The sequence below is a fragment of the Candidatus Woesearchaeota archaeon genome, assembly GCA_016928155.1.
Classification (GTDB): Archaea; Nanobdellota; Nanobdellia; order Woesearchaeales; family JAFGLG01; genus JAFGLG01.
In genome coordinates this window covers 66,819-83,278 of sequence record JAFGLG010000007.1, presented here as the reverse complement: position 1 = coordinate 83,278, position 16,460 = coordinate 66,819, and the positions used below count along the sequence as shown (strand labels likewise).

Below are 16,460 nucleotides of genomic sequence, written 5' to 3'. Positions count from 1 at the left end.
TCATTTCTTCTTGTCGTCTTCTGTTGTGTATTCTGCATCCACTGTCTTCTCATCTGGGCCTTTTGCCTTTTCCTGCCCCTGTGCTCCTGCCTGAGCCTGTGCCTCTTGGGCTGCAGCTGCCTGCTTGTATAGTTCAGTAGATGCTTCCTGCACTATCTTGTTGATCTCATCCACTTTGGATTTGACCGCTCCGACATCTTTCTTCTCTGGCTCAAGAAGCTTCTTCAGCTCTGCTATCCTGTCCTTTATATCCTTGATCTTTGATTCATCATACTTTCCTTTCAGCTCTTCAAGCATCTTCTCAGTAGAATAGACAAGAGTGTCTGCGTTGTTTATGGTCTCTATCTCTTCTTTCCTTTTCTTGTCCTCGTCCGAATGCGCCTCTGCATCCTTCTTCATCTTCTCAATCTCTTCGTCGCTGAGCTTCTGGGTGGCTGTTATCGTTATCTTCTGTTCCTTGCCAGTCCCTTTGTCTTTTGCATTGACATTGACTATGCCGTTGGCATCGATGTCGAATGTCACCTCGATCTGAGGTATCCCTCTTGGAGCAGGCGGTATGCCCACAAGGTCGAATTGCCCAAGAAGCTTGTTGTGGTTTGCCATTGGCCTCTCTCCCTGGAACACCCTGATTGTGACTGCGGGCTGGTTGTCAGCTGCTGTGCTGAATACCTGGCTCTTCTTTGTGGGGATTGTGGTATTCCTCTCGATCAGTTTTGTGAATATCCCGCCCAGCGTCTCTATCCCGAGCGAAAGCGGGGTCACATCCAGCAATAGAACATCCTTCACTTCGCCTGCAAGCACGCCTCCCTGGATCGCTGCTCCCATCGCTACGCACTCCATGGGATCGACCCCTCTCTCTGCCTGCTTCCCGATTATGTTCTCGACAAATGCCCTGACTATAGGCATCCTTGTCGGTCCTCCGACGAGGATTATCCTGCTTATGTCATTCTTTGTGAGCTTTGCATCCCTCAGCGCCTGCTCCAGGGGGCCCTTGCATTTCTTGACTATCGGGTCTATCAGCTCCTCGAGCTTTGCCCTGTTCATCTTCATCACAAGGTGCTTTGGCCCGCTCTGGTCTGCTGTGATGTATGGCAGGTTTATGTCTGTGTCCAGTGTTGTGCTGAGCTCTATCTTTGCCTTCTCTGCTGCCTCTCTCACCCTCTGCATCGCTACAGTGTCCTTGCTCAGGTCAGCTCTCTCTTTCTGTTTGAAGTCATCGACTATGAATTTTATTATCGCCTCATCCATGTCCTGCCCGCCGAGCTGCGTGTCTCCTGATGTCGACTTGACCTCGAAGACCCCGTCGCCGAACTCCATGACTGTCACATCAAGCGTGCCGCCGCCAAGGTCGAATACTAGTATCTTCTGGTCCTTCTCTTTCTTGTCTATGCCGAATGCCAGGCTTGCTGCTGTGGGCTCGTTGATTATCCTGACGACTTCCAAGCCTGCTATCGCTCCTGCATCCTTTGTCGCCTGCCTCTGGTTATCGTCGAAATAGGCCGGGACTGTGATCACTGCCTTGTCCACTTTCTCTCCCAGGAATTCCTCTGCGTCTTTCTTTATCTTCTGCAGTATGTATGCGCTTATCTGCTGGGGTGTGTGCTGCTTCCCGTGGATATTGTACTTGTGGCTCGTCCCCATTTTCCTCTTTGCTCCCATGATGGTGCCTTCCGGATTCGAGACTGCCTGTCTTCTTGCCGGCTCGCCGACAAGCATCTGCCCGTCTTTTGTGAATGCCACTACGCTCGGGAATGCCTTCCCGTACATGCTTGTCCCTTCTGAGCTGGGCACTATCTTAGGCCTTCCTGCCTCAAGTACGCTTGCTGCTGAGTTGCTTGTTCCTAGATCTATTCCTATGATTTTTGCCATGTTCATCACCCTAGATATGTCGGCACTGCTTCTATTGTGCCATCTTCTTTCTTTGTCTGCTTCTTGTCCATCTTCTTGAGGCTTTTCGGCTTCTCTATCTTCCCGAATTCCTTCTCATATCTCTGCAGCGAGTCCTGCATCATGGGCAGGATCTGCTTGAGGTGGTATGGGTCGAGCATTATGACATTGTGCTTTATGTGCATTTGCATGCTCTCCCTCATCCTCGGGTCTATCCTTGGTGTTATGCATTTGAAGTCGAGCATGAACTGGAGCGGGTTGAAATTCACACTGAGCTCATGGGCAAAGAATGCCTCGCCTTCGTTTATTGTGAGATTTATCTTCTTTTCCATCTTTATTCACCTTCCTTGAGGGCTTTTGCCCTCAGTTCTTCCACTTTATCCTCTGTGAGTATGTGCCTGGGCTGCCCGGCCATCTTCGAGAATGGCATGATCTCAGCTACCTCGAGCAGCTTTGTGAGCTTGGGATGCCTGAACCCGTCATATTCTTTTATCGACCCGAGCGCTTCGTAGAGCCCTTGGTCGCTCATCCTGAAGTCTATCTCGGCATTTCCGCACATTATCAGTGTGTTGAGCTCGTCATTTTCTGTTATCAGGTATTTGAGTATCATGTCTGGTCTGAGGAATATTTTTCTTTTCTGCTCGCTTTCGACCTGGATCTTCATCTTATCACCTTCATCTTATGCATCTTATTTGAATATCTCATAGCTCAGTATTTTCTTCAGCCTCTCCTTGTCAGGCACCAATTCTTCCAATTCCCCGCCTTCTATGAGCTCCCCGTATTGGAGATACTGCGCCCATTGCCTTATGGCCTCTGGGTCTGTCGGCTCTACAAGATGGTTGATGTCAAACCAGAGCAGCTGTTTCCTTGCCAGCTTTCCGCAGGTCGTTATCCTGCAGTACAGTGGCTTCACATCGTGTATCTTGCATCCCTTTTCCAGGAATACACAGGAGCCGAATGGAAGTCCTTTCCTGCTCTTGACCTTGAACTTCCACACTTTCTTGTTGAATCTCTCTATCTCGTCGAGGTATTCTTTCCTGAATTCCTCTTTTGTGATCCTGAGCCTCTTTGCCATGGGCTCGATCTCATGCTCCAGCACTATGCCTCCTCCGTATTCGCAGCAGTGTGTGCATCCGTGGCAGTCATAGTCTCCATACCTGAGCATATCTTTTTCAGGGGTTTTTCTTGTTATCCTGATTTTCTCTTCATCTATCTTGGGTTTGCCCTTGATCCTGGTTTGGTCGAACATGTTTCCGTATCTTGACTCTTGCTGGCCTTAATATCATGTCCCTCAGCATATATCCTGTCTGGAACACTTCTATTATCTTATGGTCCTCGTCTGGATTCTCTGTCTCCTCTGTCATCATGACTTCATGCATGTATGGATTGAATTTCTCTGTGGGTATTCTCTTCAGCCCTTCCTTCTCCAGCATTGAGTATAATTGTGCATAGATGAGATTTATCCCATCTGAGTCTCTCCTTGCTATCTCAAGACTGTCTATGATAGGCAGCAATTTTGCAACAAATCCCCCGAGGCCTTTCATTATTTCCCTCTGGTTGTCCTTGTCGCATCTTTTCTTGTAGTTCTCGAACTCTGCCTGCAGCCTCTGGAGATCCTGTGTCAGCTCTCCTATCTTCTGGTTGCATTCAGCATGGTCCGGCGCTTGTTTTTTTTCATGCTCCTTTTCATACTTCTTTTCATGCTCTTTTCCATGTTCCTTTCCATGTTCTTTTTCTTTGTTCATATCGTCACCTTGAAAAAAAATGGATTTATTCGATCTGCAGTCTCTTGCTTCCCTTCAGCTGTATCTTCGGTGCTTCTACTCTCAGTATGCCGTTCCTATAGCTAGCTTTTGCTTTGCTGGAATCCACTTTCTGGGGAAATCCTATTCGTCTGTAGAACTGCTGGCTTGACATGTAGTGGCTGTGCTTGTCTTTCTTTTCTTTTTTCTGCTCGACTTTAACCTCGATCATGTCGTCTGTCACATTCAGCTCGATCTCATCCTTGCTTGCTCCTGGGAGTTCTATATCAGCTATAATGCCAGTCTCTGTCTCCTGCATGTGGCAGGCAGGCATCCTTGTTTCAGCAGGCACCATCGATCTTTCCCTTGTTATGTCTCTCTCATATCCCAGCATAGGTCGGTCCCAGAAGTTGCTGAACAATCTGTCCATCTCTCTTTGCATGCTTTTCATCTGTTCAAAGATGTCCCAATCATTCATTTTTGTTCACCTCCTAAGTTGGTTTTGCTAAGTTTGCTTCCACTATCTGGATTATCTCCAGTGGGCTTAAGATCAGTTTTTTGCGGTCTTTCATGATACCACCTCTGATTTTGGGAAAAACCCCCAATAAACCAATCTAGTTGACCTTAAGTCAACCATAACTACCTTAAATGAACCACTAATATATAAATCTTTCGATTGAGTGGGCTGTGTCCATAAACTAGAGGTCTTTATAAGGGTCTATACTCCATTTAAATATGGATTATGAATGATATATCATAAGATAGTTTTATACAGGTTAGATCCACATATACAGGTTAGATGCACATATTATTGATTATCACAAAAGGTATGATCAGAGCCGCCAGATTTTTAAGCAAGACCTTATGATCTCATTTTATGCACTTTACAGACATCAATAATATGTTTAGGGATATGAAGAGGAAGAGCCTCACTCGCTGGATAGACAAGCTTACCTTCACCCGCATCCTCCTGCTCTGGATAATCATTATCATCCTTTTCGGGATTGCATTTTATTATCTGCATGATGATTCAAGCTATCTTTTCTACACCCCGGACAGGTCAATACCCGGGACAATATTCGACTCTATATACTTCAGCTTTGTGACTGCCACAACTACAGGTTTTGGTGACATGATACCATTCGGCTGGCTTAAGCTTGTTGCCATCGCTGAGGTTATCTGCGGTCTATTGCTTCTTGCTCTCGTGACATCAAAGCTGGTCTCGATCAAGCAGGATATCATACTCGACGAGATCTATGTTCTCAGCCTGAATGAGAAGACTAACAGGTTGAGGTCATCGATGCTCCTCTTCAGGCAGAACCTTGACCGTCTCCTCAGCAAGGTCGAGGAGGGTGTTGCAAGGAAGCGTGAGATCTCAAATCTTTATCTCACATTGTCATCTTTTGAGGACACCTTGAATGAGATACCTCCTCTATTCTCCAAATCAGACAATCATTTCATCAAGAATATTGATGCATTGAACGCAGAGCTCCTTGCTGCCGGAGTCATCAGCTCATTTGAGAAGCTCAATGAGGCCTTGCTTTTCTTTGAGTAGAAGAGACTCGAGTGGAAGACAGAGACCGCTAAGAGGATAATCAACAAATCCCTTGAGACCAATAAGGGCATCTTCGACGCGATCGCTTCCTTCAAGCACATGCATAAGGACAAGAAGTCTGATCTTGCATCAAGGAATGAAAAGGCTGTTTCTTCAATAACCGGTATGCTCGCCTTGTCGACATGACAGTCATATCAATAAGATGTCACCAGTAGAGGTCAGGCTCTTTGTATAGGCCAGGTCTGGTTGGTAATGCTCTACATTTGCCAGCTTGCTGAAAAGGAAATGGAATGCCATCGTATCACCGAATACTCTTCTTCTGTCCATGGAGTTATTGTCAGGTATCTCTCCTGTTTTGTGTATGAATCTTGCATATTCATAAGCTCTTTCATCCCATTCATTTATCCATGCCAGGAAGAAGGGCAGGCCTACATCGCCTTTCCTTGTCTTCCTGTCAAACCCTCCTTTCAGGTCATAAGCCTTAGCTGCCAAGGCATAAAATGGTTCAAGCATATATAAGGCTTTGAATTCTCTTTTCATCCTTGTCCTAGTCCTAAGGCAGCTTTCTATTCCTTTTGATACTAGTGCTGCCAGGTAGGGTCCAGGATCATCATGCATTTGTCTGAATACTCTCTTGAATTCTCTTGCAACTGCCCATGCTTTGAATGTGCTGTACATCTGATGCATGTAGGGGAATACATCATTTGTGGATAGGTTATGCATTGCATCGACCGCTTTTATTTTGAGCGCTGGCTTGATGATCTCTGATATGATGAAATCTCTTGCTTTTCTTGCTTCCTCTGCTTCGTCTCTGTTCGTCAGAAGCATATAGCCGAGCGTGGCCCCGGTCCATCCCCACTCTCTGATGAATGGGTTTATCCTTGAGAATGGAGTCCCATGATAATGCAGGCCGATCTCTTCTGAGAATCTTATCTGGCGTTCCACCCTGTCATCATCTGCTGCTATGAAATAACCTAGTTTGTCTTCTGTACCAGAGATCAGTCCTGTAAAAGTTCCTGCACCCTGCAAGAATTCAATCGGATCGATGCGTCCTTTGAGGGACATCGGTGCTTCTGTGATCTTCTTTATATGCTCAAAATCTCTTTTTCTCACCCTTATCCCGGACATTCTTCTTAGGTAAGTGAAATAGTCTTCTGCCCCTCTTTTTGACACTGAATCAAGTATTGCGGATATCCTTGCAACTTGATTGCTTTCATCCGGTGCTGCTTGCTTGAGTGCCTTGTCAAGCATGACTGCATATCCTCTCTCATTTCTTTTGCCGAAATCTTCAGGAAGATCATGCAGCAGTCCTGCGGTGACTATACCTATGTCTTCCCCGAATTCTGATAGTTTCCTGCTTACACACAATGGATGCACAATAGAAAGCTCGCCATTCCTTCTTCTTGAATCCTTATATGCTTGCATGGCATTGAGCATGGCTGCATGCAGGAGCTGTGAGGGATTTCCAGGCGCAACATGATCTGACAGGGCTTTAGCTGCATCAGGATAATGTTCAGGATCGCTGATGCATTCTTTTATGGTCTCTTCAATGCCTTCCATGTTGTCACGGACTGATTAGGGTTTATATGCATTATTGTTGTCTACCCGCAGCACTTTTTAAATTTGGCCCCTGATCCGCACGGGCACGGGTCATTTCTTCCTATCTTTTCTTTCTTCTTTGCTCTGGATTCGTTTGCATCATCCCTATTGAGCTCATTTCTCATCCAGTGGGCCATTATCTCGAATTCAGTAGGGTCTTTCCTTAATGCTTGCATAGCTTTCTCTCCTTCTTCAAGCAGTTTTATCTCCTTATTGCTTCTCGAGTATGCTTCCATGACTGCTTCTTGCACTATCATCCCAAACTTGACCCGGAATTTTTCTGGCAGAACGAATAGTGAGGTCAACGCTGCAACATAATTGTCTGCTGGTTTCTTGAGGTCCATTGTCCTGTGCAGAACTTCCTGCTGTCCTGTTCCGATGGGCCTCATCGTGGCCCAGTCAACCACATATGGCCTGTCTCTTATGTAGACATTCGAGAGATGAGCTTGGAGGTGTGCATATCCTTTATCATGGAGTTCTCTCAGCGCAACAACAAACATCAATATCTTGGGAGCTGACCTGTACCAGTAGTCCATCACGACTTGGACTGTGTTGTTGGAGCTGGCAAGAAGGTCATTGACCATCTCTGCTGCAAGCCTTTTCCCTTCTGGCACTGTGACTGCCATGAATCCAGTGCCGTTCTCAAATCTTCCATATGCTTCTACTCTTGGCACTCTCATCTTTGTGAATGCTGATCTTGATATTTCCTGTGTCTTCAGGACTTTCTCTTCTAATTCATCAGGTGTGTATGTCCCTAATGCTCTGTACTTTGGCTGTGAATTTACTATACTGTTCCCGACTGCGTAGCTTGTTGTCATCAATGTTCCTGTCATGCTGTCCATGAAGTTCTCTTCTGATGGCGGATGGAATTCTGATGAAGGTATATGCAGTTGTCCTGCATGTGCTGTCATCCTTCTGTATCCTATCCCGCTGATCTGGAGCACCATCCCATTTGCTCTCGGCACCAGGATGTCTCTCCCTCCTTCTCCTGGATAAATCCCTGGATCCACTTCCCAGCTTGCAAGCGCCAGTGTTTTCTCAATTTCAGAATCAGTCAGTGTTGATGTGCTTGGCACATCCATCTCTATCTTGAATCTCCCCTGATAGCTTCTTCTCTCTACATCTTTCAGGATGGGTTCCATTATGGGGTGGGATTTGGCATTTATATTAAATCTTTCTGAAACATTTATAAAAGAAGCCTTGTTTTCACATACTATGATAAGGAGTCTTTTGTATTCATTGATTGCACTTGCTGTTGTTGTTCTTGGCTTGATAGCTGGTTTTCTTGTTCCTGCAAACACAGAATGCAATAGGCAGTCCTGCCTTTGCGCGCCTTCTTCAACTGGTGATTTCAGTTGCGGGACTTGCATAAAGTACCACACTATATTCTATTTCCATTTCTTCAGCTTTGATGTCGCATGCGATCATCCCAGGACCGTCTCTTGTAATGATGGAAAGTCTGTCAATTTTTCTTTAGGCGACAGCGAGTCCTGCAGGCCGAGCATCTGGTTCACTGAGAACATGTGGAAGATAAAGAACATACGCTATGATGTTCTTGATGTTGAGCAGGAGTGAATTTCTTCTGGTTTTTTCGTGTGAACAAATAAATATTAATGGCGCTCACGTATAAGGATAATCACTCAGAAATTGAGCAGAAAAACATTAACCTCTATTGATAAAGCAAGAGCTAGAATAAAAAAGGCGGATCTGTAAATGAAAAAGAAGAAAAAACATTGTGTCTGTGATATGCCATAGGAAGAACATCTATGATTGATTATGGTCAGGAATTTCCTGATGACTTGATAAGAAAGGGCTTAGTGTATTTCACCAAGAAAAACTCGGATCATTTGCGCTTTTTCATATTTCAGGGACTACCACCAGCGTTTCTCTCTCTGTTCAAGCCTGTTCCTGCTCACTATGCTGATATTGTCAAACATCCTATCGAATTCGCTTCTCTGCTCTTCTTCCATTTTCCTGCCTCTCTGTCTTCGACTTCATACATATAATCTGCATCTATTATCCACATTTTCCTCATCCTCCATTATGTCAAATCCTCTGATATAATCCCAGAACACATCCTCATCATACGGCACTATGTCCAGATCCATCATTATGATCACCTCGATATTGCAAAATTAGGGCAATTTGCCCTAAGATTGCTTATGTGCTCAATTACCCTCACCTCTTTTTAGGCTTATCTCTTCGCTTGGTTTCTCACAAAAAGGGCAGATAGATGCAAGCCCTATAAGTTTTGTCTTTCCTGTCATTTCCTTCTTGCAGTGCTTGCATCTCGCCTGTGATATGACCATACATATATTAGGTGAGACAGGTATAACTAATTATGGTAGTATAAAACAGCTAGAATTCATCATGACACTGTCAGTTATCCAGGAAGAATTCATAAGTATCTTTTTGGTCAAGGATGGTGCCAAGCAGCCCTATATGGCTCTCTTTTATTATCCTGTCCACAGAAAAGGGATACACTTGGACAATCTCGACTTCTTTTGAGAATTTGTTCTGCATCTTCATGAGGTATCTGTCTTTATGGTCAGTGTTCTTGAATCCGAGTACAAGAAGGTGAGAGATCCTTGACTCTGGGATCCGGTAAGCTGTTATCACATGGGGGATCTTCTGTATCCTCTCTGAGATCTGCTCCTCTGAATACTTGTCCCAGATATAGCTGGTGAGCTTGACTCCGACAACAGCCAATGTCTCGATTCCGATCTTCTTGAAATCTATTATGGGCATGTACCCTTTTATTACACCCAGGTCCTCTAGCTTGTGTCTTATCTTGAAGATAGATTGCTGCGAAAGTCCCATCTTCTTGGCGATTTCCAGGTCAGGTATCTTGGCCTGTTCAATGATTTTCTTCAGGACTACCTTCTCATTGCCTGTGAATTTTGCCATGTTTACTTTGGACTTTTTCATGGTATATATGTGGTATCAGCCTATATAAAGATGTATATCCCACAGGCCTGTGGTGGATTGGAAAGACCTCAGCCTGAGCATCTTCTGCGATTCACCCTCCCACAGTGTGGCAGAGATCAGGACATTGGTATCCGAGACAACCTTCATGAAAAAAAATTTCATACAGAATTTAGATCAGATTAAGATTTTACAGGAAATATTACAGATAAAGAGTGCTAGTATTGCAGATACAAGAACTCTCGAAGAGCCTCCGGTTTTTTCTGGAAAAGATTTTTATTCCATATCCCCAATCTTTCTTCATGCAAAACATATTCATCCAACAATTCAAAAAGAATCGGAAGATATTCGGATTATTGGTTAGCTTGATAACCTCTGTTGCATTTGTGAACTCATTCTCAGATTACCTCAGCCTTGTACAGAAGCAATGGATAATATTTCCTTTTACTGTCATCATGACAATATTTTTATATGTGATATACCTGAACATGGTGAGAAGATGAAGAAGTCAAATGATTTGGGTCTTATGCTCTGGGGAATCCTTATACTCATTATTGTGATGGCAGTTGGAAGATTTATGGGGTGGTGGTGATGTTCTTTGACAATCCGCGCATAGTCTTCTGGAGCATGATGGCACTGCTTGCCATACTAATTGCAGGCAGGATATTGGGTTGGTGGTGACCCGATCTGAAGAGTGCAGATATTGCAGGTTCAAGAATCTAGATTTTCTTCGGGAACAGGACTGGCCAACCTCCGACTAATGAGAATGTTAGCAGTAGGAGACCGAGGGCTAACATTAGGAATTCCCCCCAAGGATGACCGGCTGCTCTGTATATCGTAATCATCCCTGATTCTGTTATGTCTCTACCTGTGAAGAATTTAGATAGATCAATAGCTGAACAAAATATGGCTATTATACCTATAATCATGATTATATAGACTGCTTTCTTCGATATTTTTGTCATTGTCAATCATAGGATATAGGATATTAGACATTTAAATCTATTCCATTTTGTATTTCCTTATCTTCTCCCTCATCCCCGCATAGCTAGGATCATCAGTTGAACAGAAGAATTTCCTGCAGACCTCAGGCCGATCAGCATGTATTGAGCACTTCCCATCTTTGAGATAATAGCAGCTCCCGTCTTCCTGCTGTGCAATGACATTGCACCCGCACATCTCTGCCTCGGCAAAATCTGGGACAATGCCGAACTCCTCAAATTGTGTCCTGTACCTGCCTGACTTATACTCTTCCTCAGAAAGATTTATCATGAACAGCTTGCAACAAATGCCGCATTGTCTGCATCCCATGATAACCTGATACTCTCACTTGAGTGATATGCCCTGATGCTTCAGCAGCTTGTCGAGCTTCTCATTCATCTGGACTGTCATCCTCAGATTATAGACAATGGCGGCGAGCATGCCTATTATTATTGAAAGCATCAGACTGATTGTTTCCATGGGATCACCTCAGCCTGTCCTAAGAAAGAGGATTATATAAAGATTATCTTTGGTAGCATTCCCTGCAGAACACAGGCTTGCCTTTGATGGGCTTGAAAGGCACTTCTGTTTCTTTGCCGCATTTTGAGCAATTGACCTTATGTTTCGGCCTGATGGACATCATGTACTCATCCCTGAAGCTGTTCTGTATCTGTTCTACATTTGTTTCTTTTCTTCTCATTTTGATGGAAATCACTCCTTCTGTTTTCTTTTATCACACATTTCAACTGAGAAACTCAGATAAAAATGCACAATATGATGTAAGGCAGGAAGCCCGTCTCTTTTTAAGTGTTTCGGCTGTCTTCACTTCTTTTTCTTCTTGACAGATGGCTCAGGCAGCGTGAAAGCGAGGAGCACTGCTGCAATGACGAATAACAGCACGCCCAGCAGCATCATACCCCTGATTATGTGATAGATGCTCATTGCTCCTAGAGCTAGCGCGATGAAGAACACCGCGATGGGATGCATTCTCATGGTTGCTCACCTTTTTTCTGTTCCTTATGCACTGGTATCCTGTAGAAGTTCCTTATTGTGAAGATTGCATAGAGCAGCACGCCAGCAACAAGAACATAAGGCCATGATGCATTCGAAAGGACAAAGAGTGCAAAGGATACGATCAGGAAAAAGACAAGCATTGTCGACAGCAGTACTCCGGAAAGGGCAATCTGCACATATGCCCGGTCTAGATAATAGCTTTTCCTGCAGTGAGCACATGAGACTTCAAGCTTCTTCCAGTTCTTGAGAGGACGCAATATCCCCCCGGAATCAGGCTTGTGGCAATGCGGACATTCCATGATTGCATCTAGTGGTGTTTCATTAATAAATCTTGTCAATTGCAGTCGCACTGGTCAGATGCAGAGGCCCACATCGCGCTCCTTGTGCCATCGCCGACATGCACCCATGTGTCAGGCGTCCCTGGTTTCTTCTGGTCAAGAGCCCCATAATACCATCCCTGTTGCAGCTCTTGCGATGTTATCTCTGGGGCAGAATCAGATGGCCCTATCTCAGAGCATACTTGCTGGCAATCCTTTGTGCACCCCGCCATCAGTGCAAGCAACAAGAGTGATACTATTATCCTTTTCATCTTATCAGCGAGATATCATCCTTGCCGCAGTATGGGCATCTTGCTTTCTGCTTGTCAGTGTCGATGGAGAAATTGAACTTGCATCTCTTGCACACATAGTTTTCCTTGATCTTCCCAGGAATATGTTTCTTCTCGACAGGCTTGAGAGTCGTCTCGTCTTCTGCTGTCATCTTTAGCGGCTTGTGGACTGTCTTCTTTTTCAGCTCCTCGACGCATTTCTTGCACACCAGCCAGACCCTGTCCCCTTCCTTGGGATACATCTTTATCTCTGTCATAGGTATTGACTGTTTGCATTTGTCGCATGTTCTAGTGTTTTGCATATTCTCCCTCTTTACCATCTGTTGACTTAATTAATATAGTAATATCTATACTAATATATAAATTTTTTTAATCACCATACTAGACATTGGCTCTGCGCTGTGATAACTTTATTATAATAGACCTTTAAATCATTTATAAATGGAACTCAGGCAGATATTCACTATACAGAAACTCTATACCTCATTTGAGATACTCTCATTCTGTCTGCTCTATGTCTATCTGATACAATACTTCTCTCCTTTGCAGATCATCAGCGCTGCTGCGCTTGGATACTCAATACCTGCTGCCCTGATTTTTTTCTCGAGGTTCCTTGACACAAAGCGCTTCATGATATTCGGCCTGTCTGCAAGATGGATCGCTCTCCTGATATTCCTTCTGCCACCCAGGCCTGTCTTCCTGTACATATTCTACGCGCTCTTCGGTATATTCATCTTCTTCTTCTGGACATCATACAATATCCGTTATTTCCATTTCAGCCACAGCATGAACAGGGCCACATCAGCAGGCCATTACATAATTGTCGGCGCTTTTCTTAGCACATTTGTCCCGATAATAAGCGGTCTCTTTGTTGATAATCTGGGTTTCCGGAGCCTGACAATCCTGGGCTCCCTCATGATGCTGTTTATAATTTTCAAGGCGTCAAGGATTGATGAGTTCCTTGTCAGCTATGATTTCCGCGAGGCATTCAGGAAATCAAAAGGCATAAGGAGCCTCAAGTTCCTGCAGGGAGCCTGGGAGATCATCTACATCTCAGTCAGCATACACACCCTGACATTCATCAGCGAGAGCATGAGCTATGCATTGTATCTCTCTTTCATCGGCTTCATCAGCATCATCGCGACTTTCATTGTGACAAGGATATCTGATAAGGATAATAAGAGGATGAAGTTCTTCTTCCCTCTGCTAATCTTCCTGATTGCTGCTATGATAAATCTGTTCTTCGCAGATTCTGTGGAGAAATGGCTGATCGCGACTGCATTGCTTGGCTTCCTGCAGACCCTTATCTATCCTTTTTTCCTTGCTGTTGTGCTGGACAAGGTCGAGGACAAGTCAACTTCGCTGATAATCCGTGAATTCATGCTTGGCTTGGGCAGGGCCTTCAGCGCATCAGTGCTTGTCGTCATGTTATTCTTCGGATTCCCTTTTCCATTGTTCTTCATCTTCACTTCTCTCATAATGCTCGCTTACCTGGCTCTGCTCATCATCAAAGGAGTTTATTTCGAGGAAGCATATTATCCTCTTTCTCCTGTTGTCAAGCTCTACAATGGCTCTAAGAAGCTTGTTGCAAACATCTACCCTTGGGGTCAGGTCCAGAAGCTAAGCTCATTCCCGAAACGGTTCTTCTTGCATTTCTACAATGGATCACGATGGGTGAGATCAAAGAGCATCAGCAGGTCAACAGAAAACAGCATAATCAAGGGCAGGACATCAGGATTGTTCGGGAAAGAAAGATGAATTAGTTTATAATGTAGTCAGATATTCCTTCACGCTTTCTTGAATGCTTCGCTCAGGACTTTCTGGGGGTAACCCTGCTTGGCTATCGACTCCCTGATCTGATCATCACTGAAACCTTTAGTCCTGGAATCCTTGATGAAAGGCACAAGAGTGTCAACCTGCTTCTTCTCTTCTGGTGTCAGATTGCCTTCAAATGAGCCCACGATATTGCTGACAAGCCCGCCCAATGGACTCCCTGACAGGGCGGATCTGAAGCCTGACTGGGGCTCTGCTGTTCTTGAACCGCCCTGGGACTTTGATGTTATCTCCCTGAATTTCGGCACCATCTGCTCAAGTTTCGCCTGAGTCTCATAATCAGGCTCATAGCCTTTTATCGACTCATTATATGTAACAATTATGGATATCAGGATGAAAGGATTCACTGTAGCTGCCTTGATTATGTAGCCGAATACCATCAGGCCGATGAAAGCCAGTATCGCAAACTTATCCGGAAGAATGGCTGCAACAGGTATTGCTATAAGCCAGAATACCACGACCATCGCTCCTGAGAGGATCATGCCGAATATCACAAGAAATGCTGATGTCTTGAGTATCGGCTTCCAGTTCTTGAAATAGAGTATTATGCCGTCCCTTGCACCTGTCCACGCATCAAGCTCGTCATGCCCGTATATGTAGCTCATGATGGCCTCATCGATATAGGAGAGAGCGAGATTCAGTATCTTCATGAACAGCCGTATTATCTGCTGCACCTGAGGTATGGGTATCCATCCTGTCAGCATGCTCACTGCATGGTTGATTCCTCTTATGACTGCATTGATTATCTTGTCAAGCACAAACATGGCTGAAGTGGACACGAATCTCTTCTTCACTTTCGCAATGCCGTACTTCACCTGCCCTGCAGGCGGCATCTTGCCTTCCCTAACAATCTCAGTGATTACTGCAACATGGGCAGACTTCACAAGATAATATACATAGCTCTTGAAGAGCTTCCACATTGTCCATGTCCCGCCCAGGGCAAAGAGCCAGAAGATGATTGTGACAAAGGTCTGCTTGTCCCCTGACATCATCTTGCCGATCAGGATAGTTATACCGATAAGTATCGCAAAGTAAATCAGGGACACAAGAAGGAATGCACACTGGAGTGCAAACCTGATGAATATGAATGGCAATGTCTTCATGAAGATGGACATTGACTCCTTGAAGTAAACTCCCATACACACCCCGCACTGAAGCTTATTTAAATAATTTGATTAGCACTCAGGGATGATGAAAATGCAATAATATCCTGGCCGGATTCTTACAGTTGATCCCAGGATTTCTATAATGGCCATAGATGCATCACAGTTAGGCCAGAGAGCATCAGCAGGTCAACAGAAAACAGCATAATCAAGGGCAAGACATCAGGATTGTTCGGGAAACAGAAGAAATAACAAAAAAGATTACTGACTACAACCTGCCCTAAAGGACAGGTTATTCGCCAGTTTTAATAAAAAATGAAAAAAATATTTATGCAGTTAAATGGCCTCTGCAACCGCATCGTAACATGCTTTCTGAGCCCAATAATCCCCATAGTTTCTAATCAGACACTTGAATAATTCTTTTATCTCCTCCCACAGTCCAGAAGTGAAATTCTGACAAGAAATTGAACATTTTTCAGCACATACTACAAGATTTTCTTCTGATGTATCTTTCTTACAAGTGTTAACACAGTTGGTACAGATGTCTTTCTTCACTGAACTAGGATCCTTGATAGGTTGTCCAGCAATATCACTTCCAATTATGGGAAAAGTATGATATTGTTGTCCAGTAGAAGAACTTCCTTTTATCAGCACAACCAATGCGACAATCGCAACTATCGCAACAATCGCAAGATACGCAAAACTTCCTTTTGATTTTTCTTCCATTTGTTCACCTCTTCAATATGTTCCGCATGCTCCAGCTGGATAGCCTGAAGCATTCTGTATTATGCATGTCAGGCTTGAGTTGTATTCCCTGCAATCTCTCTTCCATGTCTCTATATAATTTGAATTACAAACCTGTTCATATATGTATGTACCCATGCAAGAGTCATATTTGGATTCTTCATAGCTGTTCAATCCGCCGATTGCAAATCCTGCAAAGAAAGGCTCCCTCCCACCATCAGTCTCATTGCACCATTGGTATGGACCGCTTGTTGAAATCTTCACCCAACCTGTTGTTGGCAGTATTTGTTTCTTGATAATATTGTCTTTGCTTACCGCAATGGCTTTCCCACCAGAGTCTCCACCAAGATTGCTTGTATCTATCTTCACATCTCTGCCAGAAAACAAGGCAAATGCCCCGACAAGAGCCACTATGGCTACTATTGCTATGATTCCATAATAGTTGTTTTTCTCCTCCATCTTTTCACCTC

Annotated in this window: 23 protein-coding genes and 1 pseudogene; 4 read left to right on the top strand and 20 right to left on the bottom strand. The window is 44.3% G+C overall.

Features of this window, described 5'->3' with window-relative positions; all coding sequences use genetic code 11:
* The 6 genes from dnaK to JW968_03700 are packed head-to-tail and all read right to left on the bottom strand — an operon-like array spanning position 1 to position 4,107.
* Positions 1-1,869 carry a molecular chaperone DnaK gene (gene dnaK / locus JW968_03725; protein MBN1386058.1) on the bottom strand — a complete coding sequence of 623 codons (1,869 nt, stop codon included), beginning with the start codon at positions 1,867-1,869 and terminating at the stop codon, positions 1-3.
* 5 nt (positions 1,870-1,874) lie between these two features.
* Positions 1,875-2,219, bottom strand: a complete 345-nt coding sequence (locus JW968_03720; GenBank protein ID MBN1386057.1) for a DUF3467 domain-containing protein — start codon at positions 2,217-2,219, stop codon at positions 1,875-1,877.
* A gap of 2 nt (positions 2,220-2,221) precedes the next feature.
* Complete coding sequence (locus tag JW968_03715; protein MBN1386056.1) at positions 2,222-2,551, bottom strand: hypothetical protein; 330 nt, start codon at positions 2,549-2,551, stop codon at positions 2,222-2,224.
* Between the two features lie 24 nt (positions 2,552-2,575).
* Positions 2,576-3,136 carry a YkgJ family cysteine cluster protein gene (locus JW968_03710; protein ID MBN1386055.1) on the bottom strand — a complete coding sequence of 187 codons (561 nt, stop codon included), beginning with the start codon at positions 3,134-3,136 and terminating at the stop codon, positions 2,576-2,578.
* Positions 3,093-3,632, bottom strand: a complete 540-nt coding sequence (locus JW968_03705) for a nucleotide exchange factor GrpE (GenBank protein ID MBN1386054.1) — start codon at positions 3,630-3,632, stop codon at positions 3,093-3,095. The genes JW968_03710 and JW968_03705 overlap by 44 nt, the downstream gene beginning before the upstream one ends.
* Before the next feature lie 25 nt (positions 3,633-3,657).
* Positions 3,658-4,107 (bottom strand): Hsp20/alpha crystallin family protein, encoded by a 450-nt coding sequence (locus JW968_03700; GenBank protein ID MBN1386053.1) that lies wholly within the window; start codon positions 4,105-4,107, stop codon positions 3,658-3,660.
* A 399-nt stretch (positions 4,108-4,506) separates the two neighbouring features.
* Here JW968_03700 and JW968_03695 point away from each other — a divergent pair, with 399 nt between their 5' ends.
* Complete coding sequence (locus tag JW968_03695) at positions 4,507-5,184, top strand: two pore domain potassium channel family protein (protein MBN1386052.1); 678 nt, start codon at positions 4,507-4,509, stop codon at positions 5,182-5,184.
* Between the two features lie 189 nt (positions 5,185-5,373).
* Here the strand turns inward: JW968_03695 and JW968_03690 are convergent, their stop codons facing one another.
* Positions 5,374-6,744, bottom strand: a complete 1,371-nt coding sequence (locus JW968_03690) for a hypothetical protein (protein MBN1386051.1) — start codon at positions 6,742-6,744, stop codon at positions 5,374-5,376.
* A gap of 41 nt (positions 6,745-6,785) precedes the next feature.
* Positions 6,786-6,860: pseudogene (locus JW968_03685) on the bottom strand (SEC-C domain-containing protein).
* Positions 6,861-7,998: 1,138 nt separating this feature from the next.
* Between JW968_03685 and JW968_03680 the strand changes: the two are divergent.
* A complete protein-coding gene (locus JW968_03680; protein ID MBN1386050.1) occupies positions 7,999-8,358 on the top strand; it encodes a hypothetical protein in 360 nt (119 codons plus the stop codon).
* 593 nt (positions 8,359-8,951) lie between these two features.
* On the opposite strand, the gene JW968_03675 is transcribed toward JW968_03680, so the two are convergent.
* Positions 8,952-9,092 (bottom strand): hypothetical protein, encoded by a 141-nt coding sequence (locus JW968_03675; protein ID MBN1386049.1) that lies wholly within the window; start codon positions 9,090-9,092, stop codon positions 8,952-8,954.
* Between the two features lie 70 nt (positions 9,093-9,162).
* Positions 9,163-9,711, bottom strand: coding sequence for a hypothetical protein (locus JW968_03670; GenBank protein ID MBN1386048.1), 549 nt, complete (start codon positions 9,709-9,711; stop codon positions 9,163-9,165).
* Between the two features lie 52 nt (positions 9,712-9,763).
* Between JW968_03670 and JW968_03665 the strand changes: the two genes are divergently transcribed.
* Positions 9,764-10,072 (top strand): hypothetical protein, encoded by a 309-nt coding sequence (locus JW968_03665; protein MBN1386047.1) that lies wholly within the window; start codon positions 9,764-9,766, stop codon positions 10,070-10,072.
* 355 nt (positions 10,073-10,427) lie between these two features.
* On the opposite strand, the gene JW968_03660 is transcribed toward JW968_03665, so the two are convergent.
* The 7 genes from JW968_03660 to JW968_03630 all read right to left on the bottom strand — a co-directional run bounded on the left by JW968_03660 (position 10,428) and on the right by JW968_03630 (position 12,612).
* On the bottom strand, positions 10,428-10,673 hold the full coding sequence (locus JW968_03660) for a hypothetical protein (GenBank protein ID MBN1386046.1): 246 nt from the start codon (positions 10,671-10,673) through the stop codon (positions 10,428-10,430).
* Between the two features lie 37 nt (positions 10,674-10,710).
* Complete coding sequence (locus JW968_03655; protein ID MBN1386045.1) at positions 10,711-11,019, bottom strand: YkgJ family cysteine cluster protein; 309 nt, start codon at positions 11,017-11,019, stop codon at positions 10,711-10,713.
* Positions 11,020-11,212: 193 nt separating this feature from the next.
* The gene (locus JW968_03650; protein MBN1386044.1) at positions 11,213-11,389 is read right to left on the bottom strand and encodes a hypothetical protein; all 177 of its coding nucleotides are present in this window, start codon (positions 11,387-11,389) and stop codon (positions 11,213-11,215) included.
* A gap of 122 nt (positions 11,390-11,511) precedes the next feature.
* Positions 11,512-11,682, bottom strand: coding sequence for a hypothetical protein (locus JW968_03645; protein ID MBN1386043.1), 171 nt, complete (start codon positions 11,680-11,682; stop codon positions 11,512-11,514).
* Positions 11,679-12,002, bottom strand: coding sequence for a hypothetical protein (locus tag JW968_03640; protein MBN1386042.1), 324 nt, complete (start codon positions 12,000-12,002; stop codon positions 11,679-11,681). The genes JW968_03645 and JW968_03640 overlap by 4 nt, the downstream gene beginning before the upstream one ends.
* A gap of 35 nt (positions 12,003-12,037) precedes the next feature.
* Positions 12,038-12,292: a hypothetical protein gene (locus JW968_03635; protein MBN1386041.1), complete on the bottom strand. Its 255-nt coding sequence runs from the start codon at positions 12,290-12,292 to the stop codon at positions 12,038-12,040.
* The gene (locus JW968_03630) at positions 12,289-12,612 is read right to left on the bottom strand and encodes a hypothetical protein (GenBank protein MBN1386040.1); all 324 of its coding nucleotides are present in this window, start codon (positions 12,610-12,612) and stop codon (positions 12,289-12,291) included. Before JW968_03630 ends, JW968_03635 begins: the two co-directional genes overlap by 4 nt.
* Positions 12,613-12,751: 139 nt before the next feature.
* Between JW968_03630 and JW968_03625 the strand changes: the two genes are divergently transcribed.
* The gene (locus JW968_03625; GenBank protein ID MBN1386039.1) at positions 12,752-14,068 is read left to right on the top strand and encodes an MFS transporter; all 1,317 of its coding nucleotides are present in this window, start codon (positions 12,752-12,754) and stop codon (positions 14,066-14,068) included.
* 29 nt (positions 14,069-14,097) lie between these two features.
* Here JW968_03625 and JW968_03620 read toward each other — a convergent pair whose 3' ends face one another.
* The 3 genes from JW968_03620 to JW968_03610 all read right to left on the bottom strand — a co-directional run bounded on the left by JW968_03620 (position 14,098) and on the right by JW968_03610 (position 16,449).
* Positions 14,098-15,282, bottom strand: coding sequence for a hypothetical protein (locus tag JW968_03620; GenBank protein MBN1386038.1), 1,185 nt, complete (start codon positions 15,280-15,282; stop codon positions 14,098-14,100).
* A 300-nt stretch (positions 15,283-15,582) separates the two neighbouring features.
* Positions 15,583-15,972 (bottom strand): hypothetical protein, encoded by a 390-nt coding sequence (locus JW968_03615; protein MBN1386037.1) that lies wholly within the window; start codon positions 15,970-15,972, stop codon positions 15,583-15,585.
* 12 nt (positions 15,973-15,984) lie between these two features.
* Complete coding sequence (locus tag JW968_03610) at positions 15,985-16,449, bottom strand: hypothetical protein (GenBank protein MBN1386036.1); 465 nt, start codon at positions 16,447-16,449, stop codon at positions 15,985-15,987.
* Between the last annotated feature and the right edge of the window lie 11 nt (positions 16,450-16,460).

Bases quoted from the DNA above. Each gene is read 5' to 3' on its own strand.
- dnaK (MBN1386058.1), bottom strand. From the start codon at position 1,869: ATGGCAAAAATCATAGGAATAGATCTAGGAACAAGCAACTCAGCAGCA.
- JW968_03720 (MBN1386057.1), bottom strand. From the start codon at position 2,219: ATGGAAAAGAAGATAAATCTCACAATAAACGAAGGCGAGGCATTCTTT.
- JW968_03715 (MBN1386056.1), bottom strand. From the start codon at position 2,551: ATGAAGATCCAGGTCGAAAGCGAGCAGAAAAGAAAAATATTCCTCAGA.
- JW968_03710 (MBN1386055.1), bottom strand. From the start codon at position 3,136: ATGTTCGACCAAACCAGGATCAAGGGCAAACCCAAGATAGATGAAGAG.
- JW968_03705 (MBN1386054.1), bottom strand. From the start codon at position 3,632: ATGAACAAAGAAAAAGAACATGGAAAGGAACATGGAAAAGAGCATGAA.
- JW968_03700 (MBN1386053.1), bottom strand. From the start codon at position 4,107: ATGAATGATTGGGACATCTTTGAACAGATGAAAAGCATGCAAAGAGAG.
- JW968_03695 (MBN1386052.1), top strand. From the start codon at position 4,507: ATGCACTTTACAGACATCAATAATATGTTTAGGGATATGAAGAGGAAG.
- JW968_03690 (MBN1386051.1), bottom strand. From the start codon at position 6,744: ATGGAAGGCATTGAAGAGACCATAAAAGAATGCATCAGCGATCCTGAA.
- JW968_03680 (MBN1386050.1), top strand. From the start codon at position 7,999: ATGATAAGGAGTCTTTTGTATTCATTGATTGCACTTGCTGTTGTTGTT.
- JW968_03675 (MBN1386049.1), bottom strand. From the start codon at position 9,092: ATGGTCATATCACAGGCGAGATGCAAGCACTGCAAGAAGGAAATGACA.
- JW968_03670 (MBN1386048.1), bottom strand. From the start codon at position 9,711: ATGAAAAAGTCCAAAGTAAACATGGCAAAATTCACAGGCAATGAGAAG.
- JW968_03660 (MBN1386046.1), bottom strand. From the start codon at position 10,673: ATGACAAAAATATCGAAGAAAGCAGTCTATATAATCATGATTATAGGT.
- JW968_03655 (MBN1386045.1), bottom strand. From the start codon at position 11,019: ATGGGATGCAGACAATGCGGCATTTGTTGCAAGCTGTTCATGATAAAT.
- JW968_03650 (MBN1386044.1), bottom strand. From the start codon at position 11,389: ATGAGAAGAAAAGAAACAAATGTAGAACAGATACAGAACAGCTTCAGG.
- JW968_03645 (MBN1386043.1), bottom strand. From the start codon at position 11,682: ATGAGAATGCATCCCATCGCGGTGTTCTTCATCGCGCTAGCTCTAGGA.
- JW968_03640 (MBN1386042.1), bottom strand. From the start codon at position 12,002: ATGGAATGTCCGCATTGCCACAAGCCTGATTCCGGGGGGATATTGCGT.
- JW968_03635 (MBN1386041.1), bottom strand. From the start codon at position 12,292: ATGAAAAGGATAATAGTATCACTCTTGTTGCTTGCACTGATGGCGGGG.
- JW968_03630 (MBN1386040.1), bottom strand. From the start codon at position 12,612: ATGCAAAACACTAGAACATGCGACAAATGCAAACAGTCAATACCTATG.
- JW968_03625 (MBN1386039.1), top strand. From the start codon at position 12,752: ATGGAACTCAGGCAGATATTCACTATACAGAAACTCTATACCTCATTT.
- JW968_03620 (MBN1386038.1), bottom strand. From the start codon at position 15,282: ATGGGAGTTTACTTCAAGGAGTCAATGTCCATCTTCATGAAGACATTG.
- JW968_03615 (MBN1386037.1), bottom strand. From the start codon at position 15,972: ATGGAAGAAAAATCAAAAGGAAGTTTTGCGTATCTTGCGATTGTTGCG.
- JW968_03610 (MBN1386036.1), bottom strand. From the start codon at position 16,449: ATGGAGGAGAAAAACAACTATTATGGAATCATAGCAATAGTAGCCATA.